This is a genomic window from Bradyrhizobium sp. CCBAU 45394, assembly GCF_028128655.1.
GTDB lineage: Bacteria > Pseudomonadota > Alphaproteobacteria > Rhizobiales > Xanthobacteraceae > Bradyrhizobium > Bradyrhizobium diazoefficiens.
In genome coordinates, this window is record NZ_LBIX01000166.1 from 32,480 (window position 1) to 54,038 (window position 21,559).

General features: G+C 63.8%; 27 protein-coding genes and 1 pseudogene. 14 read left to right on the top strand and 14 right to left on the bottom strand.

The window, feature by feature from the left end; genetic code table 11:
• Positions 1 to 59: 59 nt before the first annotated feature.
• Positions 60 to 881, top strand: a complete 822-nt coding sequence (locus tag WN73_RS23180; protein WP_271555014.1) for a helix-turn-helix domain-containing protein — start codon at positions 60 to 62, stop codon at positions 879 to 881.
• A gap of 71 nt (positions 882 to 952) precedes the next feature.
• Positions 953 to 1,618 (top strand): DsbA family oxidoreductase, encoded by a 666-nt coding sequence (locus WN73_RS23185; RefSeq protein WP_110116557.1) that lies wholly within the window; start codon positions 953 to 955, stop codon positions 1,616 to 1,618.
• Positions 1,619 to 1,625: 7 nt separating this feature from the next.
• On the opposite strand, the gene WN73_RS23190 is transcribed toward WN73_RS23185, so the two are convergent.
• The 6 genes from WN73_RS23190 to WN73_RS23215 all read right to left on the bottom strand — a co-directional run bounded on the left by WN73_RS23190 (position 1,626) and on the right by WN73_RS23215 (position 6,817).
• Positions 1,626 to 2,795: a GNAT family N-acetyltransferase gene (locus WN73_RS23190; protein ID WP_271555016.1), complete on the bottom strand. Its 1,170-nt coding sequence runs from the start codon at positions 2,793 to 2,795 to the stop codon at positions 1,626 to 1,628.
• Positions 2,796 to 2,958: 163 nt separating this feature from the next.
• A complete protein-coding gene (gene ccoG, locus WN73_RS23195) occupies positions 2,959 to 4,398 on the bottom strand; it encodes a cytochrome c oxidase accessory protein CcoG (protein ID WP_097532176.1) in 1,440 nt (479 codons plus the stop codon).
• Between the two features lie 28 nt (positions 4,399 to 4,426).
• Positions 4,427 to 4,816, bottom strand: coding sequence for a DUF302 domain-containing protein (locus WN73_RS23200; protein ID WP_011088521.1), 390 nt, complete (start codon positions 4,814 to 4,816; stop codon positions 4,427 to 4,429).
• Positions 4,817 to 4,858: 42 nt separating this feature from the next.
• Entirely contained in the window at positions 4,859 to 5,062 is a 204-nt protein-coding gene (locus WN73_RS23205) for a YgaP family membrane protein (protein WP_011088520.1), read from the bottom strand.
• 28 nt (positions 5,063 to 5,090) lie between these two features.
• Complete coding sequence (gene trxC, locus WN73_RS23210) at positions 5,091 to 5,534, bottom strand: thioredoxin TrxC (RefSeq protein WP_011088519.1); 444 nt, start codon at positions 5,532 to 5,534, stop codon at positions 5,091 to 5,093.
• Entirely contained in the window at positions 5,531 to 6,817 is a 1,287-nt protein-coding gene (locus WN73_RS23215) for an NAD(P)/FAD-dependent oxidoreductase (protein ID WP_028173325.1), read from the bottom strand. The genes trxC and WN73_RS23215 overlap by 4 nt, the downstream gene beginning before the upstream one ends.
• Positions 6,818 to 6,934: 117 nt before the next feature.
• On the opposite strand from WN73_RS23215, the gene WN73_RS23220 reads away from it, so the two are divergent.
• The 4 genes from WN73_RS23220 to WN73_RS23235 all read left to right on the top strand — a co-directional run bounded on the left by WN73_RS23220 (position 6,935) and on the right by WN73_RS23235 (position 11,941).
• A complete protein-coding gene (locus tag WN73_RS23220) occupies positions 6,935 to 7,234 on the top strand; it encodes an ArsR/SmtB family transcription factor (RefSeq protein WP_231166536.1) in 300 nt (99 codons plus the stop codon).
• Between the two features lie 129 nt (positions 7,235 to 7,363).
• Entirely contained in the window at positions 7,364 to 8,353 is a 990-nt protein-coding gene (locus WN73_RS23225; protein WP_038967177.1) for an efflux RND transporter periplasmic adaptor subunit, read from the top strand.
• On the top strand, positions 8,350 to 11,574 hold the full coding sequence (locus WN73_RS23230; RefSeq protein WP_271555018.1) for an efflux RND transporter permease subunit: 3,225 nt from the start codon (positions 8,350 to 8,352) through the stop codon (positions 11,572 to 11,574). Before WN73_RS23225 ends, WN73_RS23230 begins: the two co-directional genes overlap by 4 nt.
• A 10-nt stretch (positions 11,575 to 11,584) precedes the next feature.
• Positions 11,585 to 11,941, top strand: coding sequence for a carboxymuconolactone decarboxylase family protein (locus WN73_RS23235; protein WP_011088514.1), 357 nt, complete (start codon positions 11,585 to 11,587; stop codon positions 11,939 to 11,941).
• Between the two features lie 80 nt (positions 11,942 to 12,021).
• On the opposite strand, the gene WN73_RS23240 is transcribed toward WN73_RS23235, so the two are convergent.
• Both WN73_RS23240 and WN73_RS23245 read right to left on the bottom strand, forming a co-directional pair.
• Positions 12,022 to 12,354: a hypothetical protein gene (locus tag WN73_RS23240; RefSeq protein ID WP_038967178.1), complete on the bottom strand. Its 333-nt coding sequence runs from the start codon at positions 12,352 to 12,354 to the stop codon at positions 12,022 to 12,024.
• A gap of 385 nt (positions 12,355 to 12,739) precedes the next feature.
• Positions 12,740 to 13,144 (bottom strand): hypothetical protein, encoded by a 405-nt coding sequence (locus tag WN73_RS23245; RefSeq protein ID WP_038967179.1) that lies wholly within the window; start codon positions 13,142 to 13,144, stop codon positions 12,740 to 12,742.
• A 153-nt stretch (positions 13,145 to 13,297) separates the two neighbouring features.
• Here WN73_RS23245 and WN73_RS23250 point away from each other — a divergent pair, with 153 nt between their 5' ends.
• A complete protein-coding gene (locus tag WN73_RS23250) occupies positions 13,298 to 13,531 on the top strand; it encodes a hypothetical protein (protein ID WP_028173331.1) in 234 nt (77 codons plus the stop codon).
• A gap of 155 nt (positions 13,532 to 13,686) precedes the next feature.
• Positions 13,687 to 13,929, top strand: a pseudogene (locus WN73_RS23255) (hypothetical protein); the annotation flags it as partial.
• Positions 13,930 to 13,986: 57 nt separating this feature from the next.
• Here WN73_RS23255 and WN73_RS23260 read toward each other — a convergent pair.
• Complete coding sequence (locus WN73_RS23260) at positions 13,987 to 14,229, bottom strand: PilZ domain-containing protein (RefSeq protein WP_027548601.1); 243 nt, start codon at positions 14,227 to 14,229, stop codon at positions 13,987 to 13,989.
• A gap of 184 nt (positions 14,230 to 14,413) precedes the next feature.
• Here WN73_RS23260 and WN73_RS23265 point away from each other — a divergent pair, with 184 nt between their 5' ends.
• A complete protein-coding gene (locus tag WN73_RS23265) occupies positions 14,414 to 14,707 on the top strand; it encodes an HdeA family protein (protein WP_028173333.1) in 294 nt (97 codons plus the stop codon).
• A 120-nt stretch (positions 14,708 to 14,827) separates the two neighbouring features.
• On the opposite strand, the gene WN73_RS23270 is transcribed toward WN73_RS23265, so the two are convergent.
• Positions 14,828 to 15,292 (bottom strand): PaaI family thioesterase, encoded by a 465-nt coding sequence (locus tag WN73_RS23270; RefSeq protein ID WP_271555024.1) that lies wholly within the window; start codon positions 15,290 to 15,292, stop codon positions 14,828 to 14,830.
• A 355-nt stretch (positions 15,293 to 15,647) separates the two neighbouring features.
• On the opposite strand from WN73_RS23270, the gene WN73_RS23275 reads away from it, so the two are divergent.
• Both WN73_RS23275 and WN73_RS23280 read left to right on the top strand, forming a co-directional pair.
• Complete coding sequence (locus WN73_RS23275) at positions 15,648 to 15,947, top strand: hypothetical protein (protein WP_028173335.1); 300 nt, start codon at positions 15,648 to 15,650, stop codon at positions 15,945 to 15,947.
• Between the two features lie 101 nt (positions 15,948 to 16,048).
• Positions 16,049 to 16,303, top strand: coding sequence for a hypothetical protein (locus WN73_RS23280; RefSeq protein WP_271555025.1), 255 nt, complete (start codon positions 16,049 to 16,051; stop codon positions 16,301 to 16,303).
• Between the two features lie 9 nt (positions 16,304 to 16,312).
• Here the strand turns inward: WN73_RS23280 and WN73_RS23285 are convergent, their stop codons facing one another.
• On the bottom strand, positions 16,313 to 16,546 hold the full coding sequence (locus tag WN73_RS23285) for a DUF6894 family protein (RefSeq protein ID WP_011088507.1): 234 nt from the start codon (positions 16,544 to 16,546) through the stop codon (positions 16,313 to 16,315).
• Positions 16,547 to 16,688: 142 nt separating this feature from the next.
• Entirely contained in the window at positions 16,689 to 16,877 is a 189-nt protein-coding gene (locus WN73_RS23290) for a hypothetical protein (protein ID WP_060908170.1), read from the bottom strand.
• 519 nt (positions 16,878 to 17,396) lie between these two features.
• Here WN73_RS23290 and WN73_RS23295 point away from each other — a divergent pair.
• Both WN73_RS23295 and WN73_RS23300 read left to right on the top strand, forming a co-directional pair.
• A complete protein-coding gene (locus tag WN73_RS23295; protein ID WP_249162900.1) occupies positions 17,397 to 17,648 on the top strand; it encodes a hypothetical protein in 252 nt (83 codons plus the stop codon).
• A gap of 101 nt (positions 17,649 to 17,749) precedes the next feature.
• Entirely contained in the window at positions 17,750 to 17,989 is a 240-nt protein-coding gene (locus WN73_RS23300; RefSeq protein ID WP_028173338.1) for a DUF2798 domain-containing protein, read from the top strand.
• Positions 17,990 to 18,845: 856 nt separating this feature from the next.
• On the opposite strand, the gene WN73_RS23305 is transcribed toward WN73_RS23300, so the two are convergent.
• Positions 18,846 to 19,013, bottom strand: coding sequence for a hypothetical protein (locus tag WN73_RS23305; RefSeq protein WP_182872081.1), 168 nt, complete (start codon positions 19,011 to 19,013; stop codon positions 18,846 to 18,848).
• 214 nt (positions 19,014 to 19,227) lie between these two features.
• Positions 19,228 to 19,470 (bottom strand): DUF6894 family protein, encoded by a 243-nt coding sequence (locus tag WN73_RS23310; RefSeq protein WP_011088503.1) that lies wholly within the window; start codon positions 19,468 to 19,470, stop codon positions 19,228 to 19,230.
• Positions 19,471 to 20,738: 1,268 nt separating this feature from the next.
• On the opposite strand from WN73_RS23310, the gene WN73_RS23320 reads away from it, so the two are divergent.
• Positions 20,739 to 20,948 (top strand): hypothetical protein, encoded by a 210-nt coding sequence (locus tag WN73_RS23320; protein ID WP_011088501.1) that lies wholly within the window; start codon positions 20,739 to 20,741, stop codon positions 20,946 to 20,948.
• Positions 20,949 to 21,559 lie beyond the last annotated feature (611 nt).

A 21,559-nucleotide genomic window follows, 5' to 3' on the forward strand; every position in this document is an offset into this window, starting at 1 on the left:
CAATTCGATTACCTCGCGGGTAATGGAAGGGCTGAAATCCGCGTGCTAGGTTTTCGACCATGAACGCACATGCATCCACGGCGCACGCCGAACGAAGCCAGCCGATCCATATCGGTGACCATTTGCGCGAATGGCGTCAGCGCCGCCGGATGAGCCAGCTCGATCTGGCGGGCGAGGCGGAGATTTCCGCACGGCATCTGAGCTTCGTCGAGACCGGCCGCGCCGCGCCCTCGCGCGACATGGTGCTGAGGCTCGCCGAACGTCTCGACGTGCCCTTGCGCGAACGCAACGTGCTGCTGGTCGCCGCCGGCTTTGCGCCGGCGTTTCCGCAGCGCCCGCTGGAGGATCCCGCCTTGAAATCAGCCCGCCAGGCGATCGACCTCGTCCTCAAGGCACACGAGCCCAATCCGGCGCTCGCGGTGGACCGGCACTGGAACCTGGTCTCCGCAAACCGCATGGTGGCGCCGTTGCTCGACGGCATTCCGCAGCGGCTGCTCGGCCAACCGTTCAACGTGCTGCGGCTCGCGTTTCATCCCGAGGCGCTGGCGCCGCGCACGGTCAATCTCGCGGAGTGGTGCGGGCATCTGCTGGAGCGGCTGCACCGGCAATGCGAGGCAATGGCCGATCCGGAGCTGATCAAGCTCTACAACGACCTGAAGAGCTACCCGATCCCGGCACGCTCGGCGCCGCTGTCGAGCGACAATGTCGCCATCCCCTTCAAGCTGCGCCACAACGGCGAGATACTAAGTTTCTTCTCCACCACCATGGTGTTCGGCACGCCCGTGGACATCACCCTGTCGGAGCTTGCGCTGGAGACGTTCTTTCCGGCCGACGAGCGTACCGCGGAGCGGCTGAAGCAGATGGCAGCAGCTATGACATAGCGCTCTTGCCTCGGGCCGGGTTCGGCCTATCTTTGGGCGAACCCTTAAAGTGCCCGAAGGAGGCGCCTGACATGAGCACGCTGAAACCGCTCCAGATCGACGTCGTCTCCGACGTGGTGTGCCCGTGGTGCTATATCGGCAAGCATCGCATCGAAAGCGCGCTGGCGCTCGTGCCCGACGTTCCGGTCAAGCTGAATTTCCGCCCCTTTTTCCTCAATCCGTGGGTGCCGCGCGAGGGCATCAGCCGCGAGGCCTATCTCACCCAGAAGTTCGGCTCGGTCGAGGCCTATAAGGGCATTGCGGGGCGCGTCGTCGCGGCCGCGAGCGAAGAGGGCCTCGTCTACAAGCCGGAGCTGGTCGCACGTCAGCCCAACACGACCGACTGTCACCGCCTGATCCTCTGGGCGGAAGCGATCGGCAAGGCGCCCGAGATGAAGCAGCGCCTGATGGAGCTCTACTTCCGCGATGGCGGCGACCTCACCGACGTCAACGTGCTGGTGCAGGCGGCCGCCGATGTCGGCCTCGATGCCGACGACGTGCGCAAGCGCCTTGCCACCGACGAGGACGTCGCGCGCGTCTCGGCCGACGCGCAGGAAGCCTCCGAGAAGGGCATCTCCGGCGTGCCGACCTATGTCTTCGCGCAGAAATACGCCGTCTCCGGCGCGCAGGACCCGAACCTGCTCGCCCGCGCCATCCGCCAGGTCTCGGCGGAGATCAACGCGCAGGCGGCGGAGTAGGTTTCGCTTATTTGCGGAGGCGGCGGACCACGCGTCGCGTGGCCTCGTGCGCGGCGTTGAGGCCGACCAGTGCTGCGTGAACGAGCGGCACGACCGGATCGTTCCGCCGCAGCGGAATCAGCACGTCACCGATCGCAAAGCGCCCGCGCCAGATCGGGTTGATCATGGGGTGGTCGGCGCTCGCGGTGGAATCCGCGCTGGCGATGGCGGGGTCGGCGCAGAGGCGACGGGTGAGGTCGAGCGTGAGCTGCACGCCCGGCGAATATCTTGCAAAGCGTTCGTCGATGCCGAGCTTGAAGAAGAAGGCGCGGTCCTGATGGCGCAGCACGATGCCGGCGGCGACCGGAATCGTGCCGGCGCGCAGCGTGACGATCTCGCACTGCGCGGACTCTGCCAGCGCCGGCACCGCGCGGCGGATGAAGGTCGCATCGCCCGCATGCTGGATCAGCGCGGTGCCGCGCTTGCCCTTCCAGCCGCTGGCTTCGAGCTGCAAGAATGTTTCGAGTGCGGGCCCGATCTCGTCAGGCCGGCGCGCGACCTCGAACACGACGGGGCCGTGCTCTTCGAGACGATGGCGCTGGCGACGCAGCTCCTTGAGCTTCCTGGCGCCGAGCGCTTCGCGCAGCAGCGTCTCGCCGTCCTGCGTCGCATCGAGGCTGGCGCGGATGTAGGAGCTGAGAACACGCGGCTTCAGGCCGTCGCGATTGAGAGCCTGTTTGAGCGACGCCATGGCCGCGCCGTCGAGCGCGACGTCGTTCAGCACGAGCGCATGCGCGCCGGTCTCTCGCGCCTGCTGCAGCAGACGCGTCGCCGCCTCGATCGGAGCGTCGCGGTCGATCAGCGGGCTGCACAGCGTGCCATAGGGATGCGCGCTCACCAACGCGGGCAGGGGAATCTTCCATGCCCGCCACAGCGAGATCACCGGCATCAGCCCGATCAGTCGCGTCGAAGATCCGTCCAATGCGGGCAGTGCCGAGGCCCCCGTGCGGCCGCGCGCGGTCGCGCTGACGGCGAGCTCCCATGCGGGCAGGTAATATCCGTTCGGCTCGACCGCCCGCTGCGCGAGCGCGCGCCATTGGCCGGCTTCAATTGCATCAAGCGGGACGAGCGCGCGCGTCGTCGTGGCATGCTTTGCCGATGCCGGATTGATCGCTGCCTGGTGCGCGATGTCGACCACGTCCCGTCGTCCCCGTTCACGCGGGCTGAGCCCGGGTTACGCGGTCATCCTTAGCGCAAAGATTGGAAAATCCCGTTGGGATACCGCTTCAATTCGAGCGGTAGTGTTAACGTCTCGTTCAGCATCCGGCGGCAGCCGCCGGATGCGCCATGGCATGTGGGAGCTACTGCTCGCCCGGCACGAAATGATCGCGGGCGCTTGCGCGTCCGCCACCGGCGGTGTCGGTGATGGCGATGCCGACGTCGCGGGAGGTCTTCGGCAGGTCGCCGGGACCGACCTGCACCGACAGCCTGACCTCGCGGGTCTGATCCTGCCCGACCTCGATGACGGGCTTGCCGTCGGAGCCGGCTTCGATGCCGGCGACGCGAACGGTGGCGCCGGGCAGGCCGGAGACCTCGAGCGCAAACGATCGCTGCGCGCCCTTGTTGAGGATACGGACGGTGTAGTCGTTGCGCACCCCGCCATCCGAGAGCTGGACGAAGAGGGGATTGCGCTCATGCAGCACGTTGACGTCCATCGTCGTACGCGTCGCGAGGGCATAGAGCATGATGCCGCCGACGATGGCGATAGCCGCGGCATAGGTCAGCGTGCGCGGACGGATGATGCGGTAGAGCGGCGCCTTGCCCTCGCGCCGGCGCTGCATGTTGATGTCGGTATCGTAGCCGATCAGGCCGGCGGGCCGGCCGATCTCGCGCATCACGTTGTCGCAGGCGTCGATGCACAGGCCGCACTGGATGCAGCCGAGCTGGATTCCGTTGCGGATGTCGACGCCGGTCGGGCAGACATTTATGCACTGATGGCAATCGACGCAGTCACCGGCGCGATCGCCGTGCGCGCGGGCCGCGTCCGCCTTCTTCACCGACATGCGCGGCTCGCCGCGGTCGCGGCGATAGGTGACGTTGAGCGCCCATTCGTCGGTCAGCGCCGCCTGGATGCGCGGCCACGGACACATGTAGATGCACATCTGCTCGCGGGCGTGACCGGCAAAGACATAGGTCGTGGCGGTGAGGATGCCGATCCAGAGATAGGCGATGAACGGGGCCTGGAAGGTGGCGAGCTCCTTCACCAGCGTCGGCGCGTCGGAAAAATACAGCACCCAGGCGCCGCCGGTCCACCAGGCGATCATGATCCAGAGAAAGTGCTTCAGCGCGACCTTCCGGATGTGATCGAACGTCCAGTAGCGCTTGTCGCCCTGCATGCGCTCGCGCCGGTCGCCCTCGACCCAGCGCTCGACCGCGTAGAACAGGTCGGTCCACACCGTCTGCGGGCACATGTAGCCGCACCACAGCCGGCCGGCGACCGCGTTCATCAAAAACAGCGTCATCGCCGCGATGATCAAGAGCCCGGTGAAATAGTAGACCTCCTGCGGCCACAGCTCGATGAAGAAGAAGTAGAAGCGCCGATGCGGAAGATCGATCAGCACCGCCTGGTCCGGCAGGCCGGGTCCGCGATTCCAGCGCACGAAGGGCAGGAGATAGTAGGTCCCGAGCGTGACGCAGAGGATCGCCCATTTGATGCGGCGGAAAGGGCCCTGGACGGATTGCGGATAGACCTTCTTCCGCTTCTCGTAGAGAGGTCCCTCGATGAAGGTGTCGTCGCTCATGGTCGGCCTCTGCAATCTGCGAATGGTCTCACGCAATCTCGGCGACGACTTGCTTCAGCAACTCGCGAACCTGTCCGGCGACAGCGCCGAGCTTCGGATTCTCGATCGCCGCCATCGAGGCGACGGGATCCACTGCCGAAATCTCGACCTTGCCGCCCTCCCGCTGCTGAACTACGACGTTGCAGGGAAGCATCGTACCGATCTTGTCCTCGAGGGTCAGCGCCTCATAGGCGAGCTTGGGATTGCATGCTCCGAGGATGAGGTAGGGTCGAAACTCGGCCCCGAGTTTCTTGTTCAGGGTATCCTTGACGTCGATCTGGGTGAGCACGCCGAAGCCATGGTGCTTCAGCGCTGCGGTCGTGGCCGCAACCGCCGCGTCGAACGGCAGGTCGACCGTTTTCGAGAAGTGATAGGTCATGGACTGTCTCCGTGGAATTGGGCTGTCTTCGCCGCGTCGCGCTCAGGAGAACGCGCAGCCGCTGCTCAGGCCGAGCTTCTTGAACACGATCGCAGCGGGGCAGAAGCCCGTGAACGAGGCCTGCAGCATGTTCAGCCCGGCGAACGCCGTCAGCAGATACCAGTACGCATTCACGTAGGTGCCCAGTGCGAGCCCAAGCAGGACGACGAAACCTGCGAAGGCGAGAACGGCTTTGTCGACATTCATGGCATGCTCCTCTTTGACTATGTTGGCGTTACGAACGGGTCAGGCTGGCTTGGGTCCAAGCCACAATGCTGCGTGCATCCATCGCGCCGGCGTGGCGGGCGATCTCGCGGCCGCCGCGCATCAGCAGCAAGGTCGGGATGCCGGTGATGTTGAGGCGCGACGACAACGCAGGAGCGTTGTCCGAATTGAGCTTCAACAGCCGGATCTGCGGCTCCAGTTGCTGCGCGGCGCGTTCGAACATCGGCGCCATGGCGCGGCATGGCCCGCACCAGGGCGCCCAGACGTCGACCAGAACGGGAATGTCGCTGTTGACGACATGACGTCCAAAGGCTTCCTCGTCCACCTCGATGGGATGGCCGGTAAACATCGGCTGGTGGCAGGCGCCGCAGCGCGCGCCTTCCGGCGTACGCTCGGCTGGCAGGCGGTTGGTCCGCCCGCAATGCCCACAGACGATCTGGCGTGTCTCGCTCATGTGCCCGTCCGGACCTCCTTGATCTTGGCGATGTTCAGCTTGTCGAGCAGGAAGCGTTCATAGAACGGTTCGCTCTCGCCGCGTCGCATCTTGCGGAGGAAATACTTCTCGAAGGCGACCTTGGCGTAGTGCACCCACTCGCCCTTGGACGACCAGTTGACATTACGCGGCGGAATCTGCGGTTGCGCCAGGAAGGCGACGCCGGAATCGCCGAAATCGGCAAGGCAGATCGCATTCCAGGTCGGCTGGGCGCTCGGCTCCTTGCCCCGGAGCAGGGCGCCGATATTCAGCGCGGTCGCGGTCACCATGGATTCGATCATGAAGCCGGTTTTCGGCACGCCTACCGACACCGGCGTTGCACCGACCGGCGCGATTGCCACGCAGACGCCGACGGCAAAGACATTTGGGAAGGCGGGGTTGCGCTGGTGCTTGTCGACTATCACGAAGCCGCGCGGGTTGGTCAGCTTGTCGATGCCGCGAACCGCCTCGACGCCGCGGAACGCGGGCAGCATCATGGAATATGCAAAGGGCAGCTCGTGTGTCTTGTACACCGCGCCGCCCTCGCCGAGCTCTTCGACGACCATCTTGCCCGCCTCGACGCCCTTGACGCGTGCGTTGGTAATCCACTTGACGTGCTTCTCGCGCATCTCGCCTTCGAGAAGGCCCTTGGTGTCGCCGACGCCGTCCAGGCCGAGGTGGCCGACATAGGGCTCCGAGGTGACGAACGTCATGGGGACTTGATCGCGTAGCTTGCGCCGGCGCAACTCGGTTTCCAGGATGAACAGGAATTCGTACGCCGGGCCGAAGCAGGAGGCCCCTTGGACCGCGCCGATCACGACCGGGCCGGGACGGGCTGCGAGCTTTTCGAATGCGTCCTTGGCGTGCGAGGCGTGATCGACGTGGCAGATTGATTGCGTGTGGCCTTGCGGGCCCAGGCCGGGAATCTCGTCGAAGGCAAGCTCGGGCCCCGTCGCGACGACCAGATAGTCGTAGTTGATCGACGTGCCATCGCTGAGTTCGACGCGGTTCTCGGTCGGGTGCAGGCGCTTGGCGCCCTGCGTCAGTAGCCGCACGCCCTTGCGCTTCATGATGTCAACGAGATCGATCTCGATCTCATCGCGCTTTCGCCAGCCGACCGCGACCCAGGGGTTCGATGGGACGAAATGATAGATAGCGCCCTGCGAGATCACGCTCAGACGATCGTCCTTTCCGAGCTGGGGCAGCAATTCATAGGCCATCAGCGTCCCGCTAAGACCGGCTCCAATTACGACAACTTCCGCCATGGGTTACCTCCGCTGGATAAGCGGCTCCGCCAGTTGGGCCTGGCTGTTCTGCCGCGACGCTTGACAAGATATTCATAAATTCGTATATACGCAAGTATGAAAATAGATAGCGAAACCATGGAGCGGGCGGCCGACCAGGCGAGCGACCTGTTGAAGGCGCTTTCCAACCGCCACCGGCTTCTCATCATCTGCCAGCTCATCGAGGGTGAGCGCTCGGTCGGCGAACTCGCCGAGTTCCTGAGCCTGCGAGATTCCACGGTCTCTCAGCATCTTGCGCTCCTCCGCAAGGATGGCCTTGTGTCCTCACGTCGCGACGCGCAGACGATTTTCTATTCGATCGCGAGCGAGCCGGCCCGCGAGATCCTGAAGACGCTCTATCAGGTGTTTTGTGCACCCAAGTCCGCAAGGTCGAAGTGAAATCTACGAGCGCTCAAGTTGCGGCGCGTTGAGCAAGATCAACGCGCGACCCCGATAAAGCTGAACGAAATCACACACAAGGACACCGCGCCGCGGTGTAATGGTTCCATGATCGCCCGGACACGCCCCATGCGACTCCTAGGATTGTTGGCGGTTCTTGCGGCCACCGCCCTGCAGACCGGTCTCGCCGCTGCGGAAGCGTTCACCGTGACACAGCACCCCGTCGCAGACGAAAAGGCCGTGTTTGCAACGGTGGAGAGTGTCAGCGTGGTGCCCGCGCGCGGACGTATCGGCGGAATTGTGGTCCAGCTCAATGTCAGGGAAGGGGATCCTGTTACTGCCGGCCAGGCGATCGCGATCATTGGTGACGAGAAGCTGGCCCTTCAGATGAAGGCCCTCGATGCGCAGATCGAGGCGCTCCAGGCTCAAGCCAATCAGGCGCAGATCGATTTCTCGCGGATCGAAGGCCTTGTCGAACGCGGCACCCTCCCGCGCGTCAAGCTTGACGAGGCGAGGACCGCGCTGAACGTCGCCGAGAACGGGCTGCGCGCGAAGACCGCCGAGCGCGCCGTGATCGCGCAGCAGCTCAGCGAGGGTCAGGTGCTGGCGCCTTCCGGTGGCCGGGTGTTGAGAAAGCTCGTGACTGTCGGCTCTGTGGTGATGTCCGGCGACGCGATCGTCACCGTCGCGCAGCAGCACTTCAAGCTGCGATTGCGGGTGCCGGAGCGGCACGCGCGTCTGCTCAAGGCCGGCGACAGGATTCGGGTCGACGGCGCCGAGCTTGGCGAGGATGCGTCCAAATGGGGCGTCATCGATCTCGTCTATCCGCAGATCGAGGAAGGTCGTGTCATTGCAGACGCCAGCGTCCAGGGTCTCGGCGAATACTTCGTCGGGGATCGGCTGCGGGTGTGGATCTCCGGCGGCCTGCGGCAGGCATTCGTCATTCCGGCAGGCTACGTGACGACCCGGTTCGGGATCGACTACGTGCGGCTTCAGAAGGCGGGCGGGGTTGTCGACGTGCCGGTGCAGCGCGGTCGCGAGCTGCCGACGCCCGCGCTTCCCGATGGGCTCGAGATCCTGTCCGGCATCCGTGCCGGCGACCAATTGGTGCGGCCGTGAATCTCGGACTCTCGGGCCGGCTTACCAAGGCGACGATCGCCTCGCCGTTGACACCGTTGTTCCTGCTCGCGGCGCTCGTGGTCGGCCTCATCGCCGTAGTGGTGATCCCGCGTGAGGAAGAGCCGCAAATCAGCGTGCCAATGGTCGATATCCGCGTCAATGCCGATGGCTTGCGCGGTCCCGACGCAGTTGAACTCGTCACGAAGCCGCTGGAAGCGATCGTCAAGGGCATCGACGGCGTCGAGCATGTCTACAGCCAGACCGAGGACGACCGCGTGATGGTCACCGCGCGGTTCCTGGTCGGAACGAAGTCGGAGGATGCGATCCTCCGCGTCCATGAGAAGATCCGCGCCAATATCGATCGCATCCCAGTCGGCATCCCCGAACCGCTGATCGTCGGTCGTGGCATCAATGATGTCGCGGTGACGGTATTGACACTGGCGCCGAAGCCAGAGGCGGCCGGGCGCTGGACGGACAAGGACCTGTTCGAGCTCGCCGACAAGCTGCGCTCGGAGCTCATAAAGATCGACAGCATCGGACTGACCTACATCTCTGGCGGCGCGGCGCAGCAGATCAGGGTCGAGCCAGATCCGGAAAAATTGTCGCTGTTCGGCGTCACGCTGCAGCAGCTCGTGGCCAAGGTGAAGGACGCCAATCGCTCGTTCCTGGCTGGCCAGGTCCGCGATGCCGGCGTCGTGCGCAATGTCGCGGCCGGCCAGACGCTCGCGGGCATTCCCGACATTGGATTGCTCTTGATCTCGACGCGCGACGGTCGGCCGGTCTATGTCAAGGACGTCGCTTCCGTCATCATCGGACCAAATACGGCCGAGCATCGGGTCTGGAACGACGCGCGCGACGAGAAGGGGCAGTGGACGCGTGTACCCGCGGTCAGCCTGGCGCTCGCCAAGCGCGCCGGCGCCAATGCAGTCGTGGTCTCGGCCGACATCGGCCGGCGCCTCGAGGGATTGAAGGGGCGCCTCATTCCCGACGACGTTCAGGTAACGGTGACGCGCGACTATGGCGAGACTGCCAACGAGAAGGCCAACGAACTCCTATTCCACCTTGGGCTCGCCACGGTCTCGATCGTAGTGCTGATTGCGATCGCGATCGGATGGCGCGAGGCGGTTGTGACCTTCGTCGTCATTCCTACGACCATCCTGCTCACAATGTTCGCGGCCAATCTGATGGGTTACACCATCAACCGGGTCAGTCTGTTCGCGCTGATCTTCTCGATCGGCATCCTGGTCGATGACGCCATCGTCGTGGTTGAGAATATCGCGAGGCATTGGGGCATGCGCGACGGCCGGCCGAGATTGCAGGCGACGATCGAGGCGGTGGCGGAGGTCGGCAACCCGACTATCGTTGCCACGCTCACGGTGGTCGCTGCGCTGTTGCCGATGCTGTTCGTCTCTGGATTGATGGGCCCCTACATGGCGCCGATCCCGGCGAATGCCTCGGCGGCGATGCTGTTCTCCTTCTTTGTAGCGATGGTCGTAGCACCCTGGCTCATGCTCAAGCTGGCGCCGAAAACTGAGGCTGCAGGGATCGAGGCCGGCCACCAGGAAGGGCGGCTGGGGCGGCTCTATCGGCGCTTTGCCACTCCCATCGTTCGGAGTAAGCGCGCCGCGTGGATCTTCCTGCTCGGCGTCGGCATCGCGACTCTGCTGTCAATGATGCTGTTCGCGACCAAGTCGGTCACGGTGAAGCTGCTGCCGTTCGACAACAAGTCGGAAATCGCCGTTGTGGTCGACCTTCCGGAAGGGGCGAGCCTGGAGGCGACCGAGCGCACACTGTTCGGCGCGGCGGAGATCGCGCGGCAATTGCTGGAGGCAACCTCGCTACAATCCTATGCCGGCACGTCGGCGCCGTTCAATTTCAACGGCCTGGTGCGGCACTATTATCTGCGCGAAAAGCCAGAGATGGGCGAGCTGCAGGTCAACCTGGCTGCCCGCGGCGAGCGCCATCGGGCAAGCCATGACATCGCTCTGGAGCTGCGGCAAAGGCTGAAGGCGCTTGACATCCCGAAGGGCACCAGCATCAAGGTGGTCGAAGTGCCGCCCGGGCCGCCGGTGCTGGCGACGCTGTTGGCCGAAATCTACGGTCCCGACGCCGCGACGCGCCGCGCTGTGACGGCCGAGCTGAAGAAGGTCTTTGCCGAGGTCCCCTTCATCGTCGATGTGGACGATTCCATCGGCGAGAAGCGGCCGCGGCTGCGGCTGTCGATCGACCAGGACCGGCTCGAGTTTTTCGGCGTCGAGCAGCGCGATGTCTATGACACGATCCAGGCATTGTTCGGCGGCATCTCGATCGGCTACTCGCATCGTGGCGAGGATCGCAACCCGATCGAGATCGCGGTGCATCTCGGCAAGCGCCACCTGGTCTGGGACGAGGCACTGGCCTCGACACCGGTGCCCGCCAACACGCTGCCCGGCAGCAAGACGGTCGTCGAGCTTGGCCAGGTCGTGAAGGCGACCATGGAGGAGGGCTCGCCGACGATCTTCCGCCGCGACGGGCGCTTCGCCGACATGGTGATGGCTGAGCTTGCCGGGCGTTTTGAAGCGCCACTCTACGGCATGCTGGCTGTTGCGGATCGCGTGGATGCGCATGATTGGGGCAATCTGCCGAAGCCTGCGATCAGCCTGCACGGTCAGCCGACCGATGAATCCCGTCCCACTTTGCTGTGGGACGGCGAATGGGAGATCACATGGGTGACGTTCCGCGATATGGGTGCCGCCTTCGGTGCAGCCATTCTCGGCATTTACGTGCTGGTCGTCGCTCAGTTCAAGAGCTTCCGCCTGCCGCTCGTGATCCTGACGCCGATCCCGCTGACGCTGATCGGCATCCTGGTGGGACATTGGCTGCTGGGCGCGCCGTTCACGGCCACCTCGATGATCGGCTTCATCGCGCTTGCCGGCATCATCGTGCGGAACTCGATTCTGCTTGTCGATTTCATCCGGCACAGTGGCGGGGAAGGCAAGTCGCTTCGTGAGGTCGTGCTTGAAGCCGGCGCCGTTCGTTTCAAGCCGATCTTGCTGACCGCACTTGCCGCCATGATCGGCGCCGCGACCATCCTGCTCGATCCGATCTTCCAGGGATTGGCGATCTCGCTTCTCTTCGGGCTCGCGTCCTCGACGCTGCTCACCGTGCTCGTCATCCCTGCGATCTACGTCGCCCTGCGCACGCCGCACAAGGCGGCTTCCACGACGACTAAATTCAGCTAGCGAGGATTTGATGGACAAGAACTACGTTGATATCACCCGGAATATCTCCGCCAATCTGCGCAAGCTGCGGAGTGACATTCCCGACACCATGAAGGGATTTGCCGCGCTCGCCCAGGCCGCGACGCGTGACGGCGCGCTGGACAAGAAGACCAAGGAGCTGATGGCGCTGGCGCTCGGCGTCGCGGCGCATTGCGACGGCTGCATCGGCTTTCATACAGAGGCCCTTGTCAAGCTCGGTGCAACGCGCGAGGAGATCGAGGAGACGCTCGGCATGGCGGTCTATATGGGCGGCGGGCCGTCGCTGATGTACGCCGCCGATGCGATCGCAGCCTACGAGCAATTTCAGCAGCAATCGGTTGCCGCCTGACGCCTGTGACCGGATGCAATCATATGTGATGGGACCGGGCGAGTTGCCTCGTCCGGTCCCATCCGTCTTGGTTCTAATGATTACCAGCGGTCGCCGCCGACACCGACGCCCACGCTGACACCGGGCGCGCGAATGCCGACGCCGCCTCGCGGGCCGTCGTCCCAGTCGCGATAGGTGCGGCGCTCATAATAGCGCTCGCGCGGCATGGTGTTGTAGGAGTCGCGCACGATCACGCGCGCCCCGCCGCGGGTACGATAGCAATTGCCGGCGTCATCGCAGACGAGCCGGACTTCCTGGATGAGATCGGGGTTGGCGTATTCGCTGGTCGTGTAGATGTCGGCAGCCTTCGCGCCGCTCGCCGCAGCGAGGGCCGCGACGCCCGCCAGCAGTGCAATCGAAAATGTCCGCATCATATCCTCCTCCGAAACTGCCCACTGCGGTAACAAGAATGGGAGGCGGCGATCGTTCCGGGCCAAATGCAGGATTTTCCCGGAACTGGATTTGGAGCGTCGGCAATGTTCCCGGGGGCGAAACCCATCAATCCGGCGAATCATCATGATTGCTTGGAGCCGTTTGCCGATTTCCTTTCTGGGGGAGGCTGAAGCGCTACTGGATGCCGACGGCCGCCATGATCGTCCAAGCCTGCCTTATCGGCGCACGTCCAAATGACGATCACCCTCAACTGCCGGTATCGCGATTGCTTTTCATGATGCAGTTTGAGCGAGCGGAAACGCCGATCTGGTCTCGGATGCCCTCAAGATATTTCACCTTACACAGAGCTGACGGCGCCGCTTGTTCCTAGATCGGCTCGTAGGTCTCGGTCCCGCAGATGTCGTCGGCTTCCGCGCGCCGGCGATCGACGACCTTTCCGCCGCTGATGGTCACGATGTAGGTCTGGGCACCGAGCGCGGAGCCGGTTGCGGAGGTGAGCTGCGCGCGGACGCAGGCCGTCCAGCCGGGTCCTCGCACCTCACGATGCGGCGGGGCGACGTGCACCTCGCGCGGATAGGACGTGTTGACGAAGACGACATCGATCTGCTCGCGCACCACGCGCTTGACGTCGGGGGGCGGCTCGGGCGGTGGCTGCTCGGTTTCCTTCATGCGCATGAACTCGGGCACCGGCGCGCGGCTGTCGGCAAAGCCGCAGGCACCGAGCGCGAGCGCGCCGGCCAGCAGCGCCGCATGAGCAATGATCCGCAACATCCGTGAAGGTCCCCCCGCGGGCCAACAGATAGGCACGAATGCGATCTGGCAAAATCCCGACCGATCAAGATTTGCTGAAGGCCTGGAACCCCCGGCAGTTGCTATTACGGGATTGCGGGCTAGTTTGTATCCCAGACGAGGGGGATTGCACCAATGAGGATTTTGGTCATAGCGGCGGCGGTGCTGGCGCTGACGGTTGCCTCGGCGCAGGCGCAGATGGGTGGCGGCAGACGCCAGCCGAACGAGGGCGCCCAGAAGACGGACAACAAGCCCAAGGTCGACGAGAAGGCCTACAAGGCCGCGCTTGAGCGCATTCCGGAGCCCAAGGAGAAGTACGATCCGTGGAGCGGAGCCCGTCCGCCTGAACCTGCCAAGAAGCCCAAATGAGCGCGATGGGCACTGGCGACACGCCTGTGCCGTTTGACCGCTCGCATCGCGCTGTTCTTGTCGTCGTCGCGGCCGGGCAACGCGTGAGAAGCGTCGGGGTGGCGATGGGGCGACAAGCGCCCGAACGATAGCGGGCACGCCTCGATACTGGCGACAGTCGGCGCGACGCCGTGATCCGGCCGACCAGGCAGGGTCTTGTCGTCGTGCTCGACCCGGACACCGGCGAGCCGATGTGGCCGGTCGAGAGCGAGATGGTCGCAGTCGATCTGACGGCCGGCAGGATTCTCCGGCGCTCGGCGCCGCCGATGATCTCGAACGTCCCAGTGCAAGAGTTTGCGGCATCGTCGGCGATCGCACGCGCGATGGCGGGCCTGCGCCTTGCGCCGCTGCCATCGTAGCAGGCACTCATAACCGCATTGTGGATGCGATACGAACAGTCGTTCACATCGTGCGCGCTATTGCACGAAAGCGAGACCGACGCGCCTGTCGCTGCGCCATACGGGGCGGCAAGTCCGCACGAAATTGTCGCGCGCGATCGAGAGTGTGAACGATTGCGGCAATGTGACGGGGGTCTCGAGGTCGATCGCCACGCCGCCCGCGGACATGTTTCGCACGGTGCACGCGATGCCGTTGTTTTCAAAGGTGATCGTTCCACCCTTGAAAACACGGTAACGTTGGGCTGCACGCTTCTCGGTCATCTGCGTTAATCCACAATGATGATTGTGAAGTAGTGCATAGAAATTACGTTGAACTAAACTCAATACTGGCGCTATTTGCACAGCGCTTCAGACTTCGTTTACGACGTTGAAGCGGTCAGTCACGTCCCGACGACTTTCCTCACAAGCCTTTCCTTTGTGGCCTTACGCGCCGATGGAGATTCCGATGAAGACCATGCTTTCGATCCTGTTCGCCGCAGCGCTCTCGCTGTCGTCGATGCCCGCCCACGCCGTCAAGTGGGACCTCTCGACCATGACCTGCAAGCAGTTCCTCGAGAGCGGCGAAGACAACATCGCGGTCGTGCTGACCTGGATGGACGGCTGGTACAAGGGCGACGAGGACAACGCGATCATCGACACCGAGGTGTTCATCGAGAACGCCAAGAAGTTCGGTGCCTATTGCGGAAAGAATCCGACCGTCAGCGTCGTCACCGCGGCCGACGAGATCCTCGGCAAGTAACTCTTGAAGCGGACTGAAGTGCGGACGCAATCGCGCTTCGGCCTCTCGCTTCGATGCGAACGTGATGGAGAGCCGCGATGCGCCTTGCGTTCACGCGGCTCCCTTCATTTTTCGTGGGGCTCATCCCGGCAACATCGCGAACGCGCTCGACACCATCGCCACCGGCTTGTTGTCGGCGGCCGAGAGCAGCGTGACGCGGCCAAAGCTCATGGTGCGCCCGAGCCGCACCACGCGGGCGTCTGCGAGCACGTCCGACGAGGTGGCGGCGCGCATGAAATGCGTGGTCTGGTCGACCGTCGTCATCGGACGGTAGCCGCGATTGGCGGCGAGGATTGCGATCACCATCGCGGTGTCGGCGAGGGCCATCAGCGCCTGGCCACAGACCACGCCGCCGTTCCGGCACAGCCGCTCCGAAAACGCCATCCGGAGCAGCGCGCCCGGCTGCCAGTCCGTCACATCCGCGGGCTGCGCGTGCTCGATACGCTCGACCGAGAGGTTGAGATCCTGGACCCAGGGTGCAAAGACCGCGCCGAGGATGCGTCTGGCCTCGGTGATGCCGAACTCGGCTTCTGGCTGCGATGGCATTGCTGTCGTGTCCTCCATTGTTGCCGGATGTTTCGGCCATTCTGCGCGGATCGGCGCGGCAAAGTCACCCGGTCTGATGCCGGTCCGGTCGGCTTGAAAATGCCCGACTTCGCCCGATATGATGCCTTGGTTGGGTACGGGTGGGTTATGTTGCGTCGGTATGTCCTCGTCTTTTGTCTGATTGCGCTTGGTCTGGCGCTGAGCGGGTGCACCAGGTGCGGCCCGATCTGGGACGACTGGCTGCACGCGCCGAAGTCGTGCCGATCGTAGCGGTTCCTGCGGCCCCTCAGCGGCCGCACTGGGATGACAAGGCACGGGCGATCCGCGCCTCCATGAATGGTCTAAGGAGTCAAAGATGAAGCTTTTCCGTATGGCGGCGGTGCTGCTGGCCGTGCTGGCGGGACCGGCCTACGCGCAAATGCCCAATCTCAATTTGTTGCAGGAGGGCCCGGGCAAGACCCCGGAGGAGAAGGCCGCGGAAGCCGAGCGTGACAAGGCCTACAAGGAAACGCTGAAGAAGATTCCGGACGCCAAGGCGTCCAACGACCCCTGGGGCGGCATGCGCTCCGATCCGCCGAAGCAGGCTGCGCCGAAGGCGTCCGCCGCAACCACCGGCGCGCCGAAGAAGACCAAGACCGGCACGGCCGCCAACTGAAGCTGGCGGCCGGAGGCGGCATGCGCCTTTCGGCCGGGACTCCTCATCGTCCGGCCCGCTCCCTACATTATTGGCAGGTGTTGCGTAGAGGAGGACAGGTCATGGCCGATCGTCCGCGAGATCTCGCCGAGCGGATGGCGCGCCGGCGCAGGATCGGCGGCAAGCCGGGCGAGTGCACCGGCGACGGCTATCTGCGCGAGACCTTTACGCTGCCGCGCGCGGCGGCGCGGGCGAGGGCGCAGGCCTTCTTCGCCCGCTACCCCAAGGCCGGCTATATGAGCGCGGTCGAGACCTGGCGCGAGCTGCCCGGCGGCGACATCGAATTCACCATGCGGCGGCTGCCCAGCGCAGATTGAGGTCCGCGTCTAGTCGAGCGTCTCGGCGACGATGCGGATGCGGAACACCGGCTCCTTGGCCTCGTCCAGGAGCTCCATGTGCCATTCGGAGTTTTCCTGGAGCTTGCGGGCGATGCCAGCGGCCATGTCGGCGCAGGCGCTGGTCATCTCCTTCCAGGCCAAATCGCGATCGGCAAATTCCGACGCCTGGTCCGCACAGCCGGAATAGCGGCCGTTTCGGATTCGAAAGAAATAGAGCGGCATGGCTGGCCCGATCGCGTGACGGCCCCGCCCCCAAGGCCGTGGCGCGCACTGCAATCCCAAACCACAGGCAGATCAATTCCGGGCGGCTACGGGATGCGCCGGGGCGCCGCCGATCTGGTGCGTCCGGCTCAGGCCGTGTTGTTCAGGCCGTCTTGCGCCCGATGGCCTTCAGTTCCCGATCGATCCGCAGCTGCACCCGCCGGATCGCCAGCTGATCGATCTTGGTCTCGGTCTTACCGGTCTTGACCTGCTCGCCGATTCGGAACTGCCATTGCCAGATTCCAGGAATGGCCGTCTTGGCGACGGTGAACTCGATGCCCCTGTGATTCATGGTTACCTCCCCACGATTCACCTTCGATCACTCTAACATGGTGAGCGTGATTATATTCCCGGGACAAGCAAAATCAGCTGTTAAGCCTTGGACAGTTCACGGAAATTCGAAAGCGCGCGCGCTCCGAAGCAAACGAAATCGCATTCCGAAAGATGCCAGCCCGCCAAGCGGTGCAAGTCCATCGCCCGCTGCGCTGATTCAGCTGTGCGCGGCTCAGGAACTCTGTTCATGGTCGGAGAACCACGGGGCCATTCGATGGCCATCGGTTAACGATCGGTTGCTCCAGGACTCAGCGCCGGGAATCTTCGCGTCGATGGCCGCAGGCGACATGCCAGGTTGAACGCGGGAGTGGCGAGACATCCTGCGCTCCATCGCAGATGTGAGGAACCGCAACTGTGCGGGCGCGGCTATTCGAAGCGAGCATGTGCGCTTGAAGCATTTCCACTTTTGCGTGCCGGGCATCCATGCTGTGCTGACATCGAAGCACGGCACGAGCACGCCGTCAGCGAAGAGGACCGCGTGAACTGGCTGAGACGTCTTGCGTTACGTTGGGGTGTACGGAAGTTCTCGCTGGTCTGTCCGCATTGCCGGCATCCGGCGTCGTCCCCGATATTCAGGCGCGGCCGCTTCATGCTCGGTGACGAGACGCTCGTCTGCGAAGAGTGCGGCGAGGCCAGCCTCGTCACCTTCTGGCGCTTCGAAGGATTGTCGTGCTGCTCCGATCGCACCGAGCCGATGCGGGGCGCGCCGCTGTCCAACGCGCGGCACTGACTGACGATCCCGATCGAACGGGAAGAGTCCAGGCCCGCCGCGATGCGGGCCCCGGCATGTGCCTTGCTTGGCCTCGTGACGGCAAGCAACATGGGCGCGTCATGCTCGGCATTCCCCGCCGTTATAGTCATTTCGTCTTCGGTGTCCTCCAGTCCGGACTGACCTCGCTGATCGCGGCGGGGATCGCCAGCCTGCCCGCTGACGGCGCGATGCTGTTCGCCCGGCACTGGATGGTGTCATGGCTGATCGCATGGGCCGCGATGCTGCCCGTGGTGCTGCTGGCGGCGCCCGCGATCCGCGCCTTCTCGCTGCGGCTGACGCGGGAGGAGAGGGGCTCGTGAACCGGCCGGCGTGAAAAAAACCCGCCCGGGGAGAGCCAGGCGGGTCAGAGGTTATTGGAGGCTGAGGTGCTGGGCTGCAACACCATAAGCCGGACGACCCTAGCGGGCTGAGCTTACGACAGCCTGACAAGTCCGCGAATCGAATCCTGGCCGGCGCCCACCCATGCCCGCAAGCAGAAAACCCCGCTCGGTGGTGAGCGGGGTCGTCGGTTGGGTATGGAGGCCCGGTGTTGGTCCACCGGGCGGGACGACATTAGGCGATCAGGCTTACGGATGCCTGACGGCGGCATCGAGGCCCGCGCGGGAGAGAGCCGCAGACTGGCCCCGCACCGGTCCCAATTTGGTCACCCGATCGCAACACTCGAGCCACAGCCGCAAGCGAGATTCCGCAAGGTCCGGTGCTGCCATGGGGGAAACGTGGCACGCCGGCAACGGGGTGGCATCATGGATAACGTAGAGCGGTCGTTCGCCGCCGCGACGGCGATTGGCTTCGTCGTGCTGGTGATCGGCATCGGGCTGCTGGCGCTGATGTAGGTCCGGCCGGCATGCGCGGGTGGGGAGATGGCAGCGGGGCCAGGCCGGCATGCGCCGGCGGCTGGCACTGTCTTTCAAGAAATTGGAGAACAACCCCATGCACAGTAGCTGGGCTGGGGATTTCGCTGTTCGATCAATGATTTGGTGGTAGTATTTAGGTACCTATAGCATGCGATCGTCCCTGAGGCGGGCATCGCCGACGCGGTGCCGGGCCTATGTCACGAACAGGCGGCCGCTGCTTTCCGTGACGCGTGCCCGGCGGGAGGAGGCGGGCGCTGCCTGTCACTTCGCCGGCGCGCCTGGTCGGCTCCGCAGCCGGTCGCTAATGAACCTTGATCACGTCCAGGGGCAAATGGAGCTCGGCGGCACGCTCCTGGCGATCCCTCTTGCGGAACTCGTTTTCCTTCCGCTCGAACTTGACCATCTCCTCATGCGCCGCCTCCAGCAGGCGATTGCGCCTGGTTGCATCCTGGTGCGTGTTTTCCGTCATGACCGAGATCCCCACTGTTGCGGTCCAATCCAGAGAAGCCGCAGACCGCGAAAAGGTTCGATGCCGTAGGATTGCGGAAGCATGACGGCGCCCTGCTCATGCGTCTTTGATGCACGTCAGCTTGAGTCGAAGGAGGTTGCTGCGAGATCGGAATCAGAGGCGTTGACGCGCAAGTTCTGAGAGCCTCACCGAGATGCCTCCAACCGCAGCGGTCTCATTGCCGCCTGCTGATATCGAAGACGAACCTGACCTGCATCACAGGGCCATAGGTGTCCCTGACTTCAATCGACATCCTGTGACTTTGCGCGCCTTTGAAGTTTTGCACGGAGTCCCACGAGAGGCCGGCGAGCGCGCGGGCGGCTTCTTCCTGCACCGCGAGCAGGTCTCGCAATTCTACACCTTCTTCGTCGGGAACAATCTCGTCCCCGTCGCGCAGGTCGAAGTAATAGATGGCCATCGCAGGCGCTCTCCAGAATGCAGGCGGGAGCGCGCATCTCTCTCAGTCACCGGCGCCTACGGCAGAGCCCCGGCCGGTGATGGGGGACAATGAGTTGGCGGCCAGTTGGTTGCAGCCTTCAATCCGGCGGTTGCAGTCCGGGCGATCTCAGCCACTCGCTGATGTGAGCGCCGATCTCGGCTTGCCGGGCTTTGCGGATTGTACGCTCACGCTCGATGCCTGGTGGAAGCGATCTGGCTTCCGCATGGAGTCGCTGCGCTTGTTCGGCAAGGCGCTCTTCAAGGGACGTGGTGTGCTTGACATGGGGGCGCTGCATGGCGCTGCTCCTTTCCGGAGGAGGCGGGAGCGCTGGTGGCGTTCTCATCACCGATCAAAGCCAGGGGGCGCGCGGTGACGGCACAGTCTGACATGTCCGCTGCCGGACACATGGTCAATCTTGACCACCTCGGGAAAAGTCAACGAAAGCAAATCAGCCTCCGCGATCTTCAAACCGGCCGCTGAGGCCGGCCACTGCCACGGCCTTAATTCGAGGCGAGAGGCTTGGACGGTTCCTTGCCGCTCCTGCCAGCACCAAAATCCGGGTGCTGTCCAATTAGGACACCCGCAATACCGAATTGGGACACCCGAGGGATGCCCCTTTTGAGCAGTCACGACTTCCCGCTAACGGGCATAGGCTGAATTGGCCCACCGGACGGATCCAGCCCCAGTCCGGAGAGCAGGCGGCCCCACCGCGCATCCAGCGAGGCGGGGCCGCTGCATGTGGGGCACTCGCTTGCAAATCCTGACTAAGCCGATTGCCCCATCGCCCGGGGATGGCGCCCTGGTGCATGTTGATGCGCCTGGGCCGGCGGTAGCCTTGGCTGGCCCAGTACCTTGGCCCCAGCTCCCCGTTCCCCTTGAGTTGGGGCCTTTTGCTGTCCGCAAATAAAAACGCCGCCCGCTCAAATATGGCGCGGGCGGCGGCTTTCCAGCCCCAGGGGGGATGATGCAAAACCCCGGTAATCCTTCGTCTGCACACGCCATGCCAAGGTTCATTGTGCCGGAGCAGGACACCCGCGGAGGGGGAATCAGGACCCAATTCGGTTTAATGCCGATCGAACTCCAGAAGGACCCCAACGTCATTCAGCCTGGGACACTGGGGATCAGCGAAGGAGCCGCCGACAAACAGGACTACTGGCCGCCAACTGAGGCGGCCTTTATTTATTTATTTCCAGGGATCTGAGCAAAACCGAACATGCAGGATCGCCGAAGCGGTTCATGCTGAGGTCATGACCGCAAAAGCGAAAAAGCTCACCCATGAAGAGTTCGCCTCTTTGCTCGCGGTCGGTCATGCGGCTGCAAATAGCGCTGCGCCTGCGATCCCTGCCAAACATCGCGCCCGATTGATCGCGCTAGGCTACATGGTCTTTCTTCAGGGCAGGCTGCGAATGACCACGCCGGGACGAATCCGGATCTATGCCGGGCAACTCGATACCTGAGGCGTGCTTTGCGCCTACGCTGGCTTTGGCGGTTGAAGCCCCGGCGATGTGAGCCACTCGCTCATGTGCGAGCCGATCTCGGCTTGGCGGGCTTTGCGCAGGAGGTCCTCTCGTTGAGGACCATGGGGGAGGGCTTTGGCCCGTTCGCGGAGACGTTTCGCTTCTTCGGAAAGTCGCTCCTCAAGAGGGACGGTTTGCGTGAAACGACGGCGCTGCCTCATGACACAACCTCGTCTTGGTCTTTACGGGTCCTAACCGCAGGGTTTGAGTTCTTGCGAGCTTAATATGCAGTCAGCCTGCCTTCTGTTCCAAAGTGAACGTTTCAGGGTGTTCTTCTGGTGGCCAGGGTGTTCTTCTGGCGGAACGCCCCGGCCCTTATACGCTACACCCATAACGAGTTAATCCTAAACGCGCATGAACAGGTTGTGTCCGATCAAGAACAAATTAGGACATTTCCGAATTCAGCTTAGGACACTGGGGGTTAAATACGGACAGTACCGAAGTCCGCAAAAGAACATATTGCGAACTAGGAACAAATAGGGTACATTGCTTTTATCGCCGGCCCGCCTCGCCAATCGTTTGTCCCCCTAGCGAATCCTCGCCATAAGGAG

What these genes read in the sequence shown, in the direction of transcription:
- WN73_RS23180 (WP_271555014.1), top strand. Translation starts at nt 60, where the DNA reads ATGAACGCACATGCATCCACGGCGCACGCCGAACGAAGCCAGCCGATC.
- WN73_RS23185 (WP_110116557.1), top strand. Translation starts at nt 953, where the DNA reads ATGAGCACGCTGAAACCGCTCCAGATCGACGTCGTCTCCGACGTGGTG.
- ccoG (WP_097532176.1), bottom strand. Translation starts at nt 4,398, where the DNA reads ATGAGCGACGACACCTTCATCGAGGGACCTCTCTACGAGAAGCGGAAG.
- WN73_RS23200 (WP_011088521.1), bottom strand. Translation starts at nt 4,816, where the DNA reads ATGACCTATCACTTCTCGAAAACGGTCGACCTGCCGTTCGACGCGGCG.
- WN73_RS23205 (WP_011088520.1), bottom strand. Translation starts at nt 5,062, where the DNA reads ATGAATGTCGACAAAGCCGTTCTCGCCTTCGCAGGTTTCGTCGTCCTG.
- trxC (WP_011088519.1), bottom strand. Translation starts at nt 5,534, where the DNA reads ATGAGCGAGACACGCCAGATCGTCTGTGGGCATTGCGGGCGGACCAAC.
- WN73_RS23215 (WP_028173325.1), bottom strand. Translation starts at nt 6,817, where the DNA reads ATGGCGGAAGTTGTCGTAATTGGAGCCGGTCTTAGCGGGACGCTGATG.
- WN73_RS23220 (WP_231166536.1), top strand. Translation starts at nt 6,935, where the DNA reads ATGGAGCGGGCGGCCGACCAGGCGAGCGACCTGTTGAAGGCGCTTTCC.
- WN73_RS23225 (WP_038967177.1), top strand. Translation starts at nt 7,364, where the DNA reads ATGCGACTCCTAGGATTGTTGGCGGTTCTTGCGGCCACCGCCCTGCAG.
- WN73_RS23235 (WP_011088514.1), top strand. Translation starts at nt 11,585, where the DNA reads ATGGACAAGAACTACGTTGATATCACCCGGAATATCTCCGCCAATCTG.
- WN73_RS23240 (WP_038967178.1), bottom strand. Translation starts at nt 12,354, where the DNA reads ATGATGCGGACATTTTCGATTGCACTGCTGGCGGGCGTCGCGGCCCTC.
- WN73_RS23245 (WP_038967179.1), bottom strand. Translation starts at nt 13,144, where the DNA reads ATGTTGCGGATCATTGCTCATGCGGCGCTGCTGGCCGGCGCGCTCGCG.
- WN73_RS23250 (WP_028173331.1), top strand. Translation starts at nt 13,298, where the DNA reads ATGAGGATTTTGGTCATAGCGGCGGCGGTGCTGGCGCTGACGGTTGCC.
- WN73_RS23260 (WP_027548601.1), bottom strand. Translation starts at nt 14,229, where the DNA reads ATGACCGAGAAGCGTGCAGCCCAACGTTACCGTGTTTTCAAGGGTGGA.
- WN73_RS23265 (WP_028173333.1), top strand. Translation starts at nt 14,414, where the DNA reads ATGAAGACCATGCTTTCGATCCTGTTCGCCGCAGCGCTCTCGCTGTCG.
- WN73_RS23270 (WP_271555024.1), bottom strand. Translation starts at nt 15,292, where the DNA reads ATGCCATCGCAGCCAGAAGCCGAGTTCGGCATCACCGAGGCCAGACGC.
- WN73_RS23275 (WP_028173335.1), top strand. Translation starts at nt 15,648, where the DNA reads ATGAAGCTTTTCCGTATGGCGGCGGTGCTGCTGGCCGTGCTGGCGGGA.
- WN73_RS23280 (WP_271555025.1), top strand. Translation starts at nt 16,049, where the DNA reads ATGGCCGATCGTCCGCGAGATCTCGCCGAGCGGATGGCGCGCCGGCGC.
- WN73_RS23285 (WP_011088507.1), bottom strand. Translation starts at nt 16,546, where the DNA reads ATGCCGCTCTATTTCTTTCGAATCCGAAACGGCCGCTATTCCGGCTGT.
- WN73_RS23290 (WP_060908170.1), bottom strand. Translation starts at nt 16,877, where the DNA reads ATGAATCACAGGGGCATCGAGTTCACCGTCGCCAAGACGGCCATTCCT.
- WN73_RS23300 (WP_028173338.1), top strand. Translation starts at nt 17,750, where the DNA reads ATGCTCGGCATTCCCCGCCGTTATAGTCATTTCGTCTTCGGTGTCCTC.
- WN73_RS23305 (WP_182872081.1), bottom strand. Translation starts at nt 19,013, where the DNA reads ATGACGGAAAACACGCACCAGGATGCAACCAGGCGCAATCGCCTGCTG.
- WN73_RS23310 (WP_011088503.1), bottom strand. Translation starts at nt 19,470, where the DNA reads ATGGCCATCTATTACTTCGACCTGCGCGACGGGGACGAGATTGTTCCC.
- WN73_RS23320 (WP_011088501.1), top strand. Translation starts at nt 20,739, where the DNA reads ATGACCGCAAAAGCGAAAAAGCTCACCCATGAAGAGTTCGCCTCTTTG.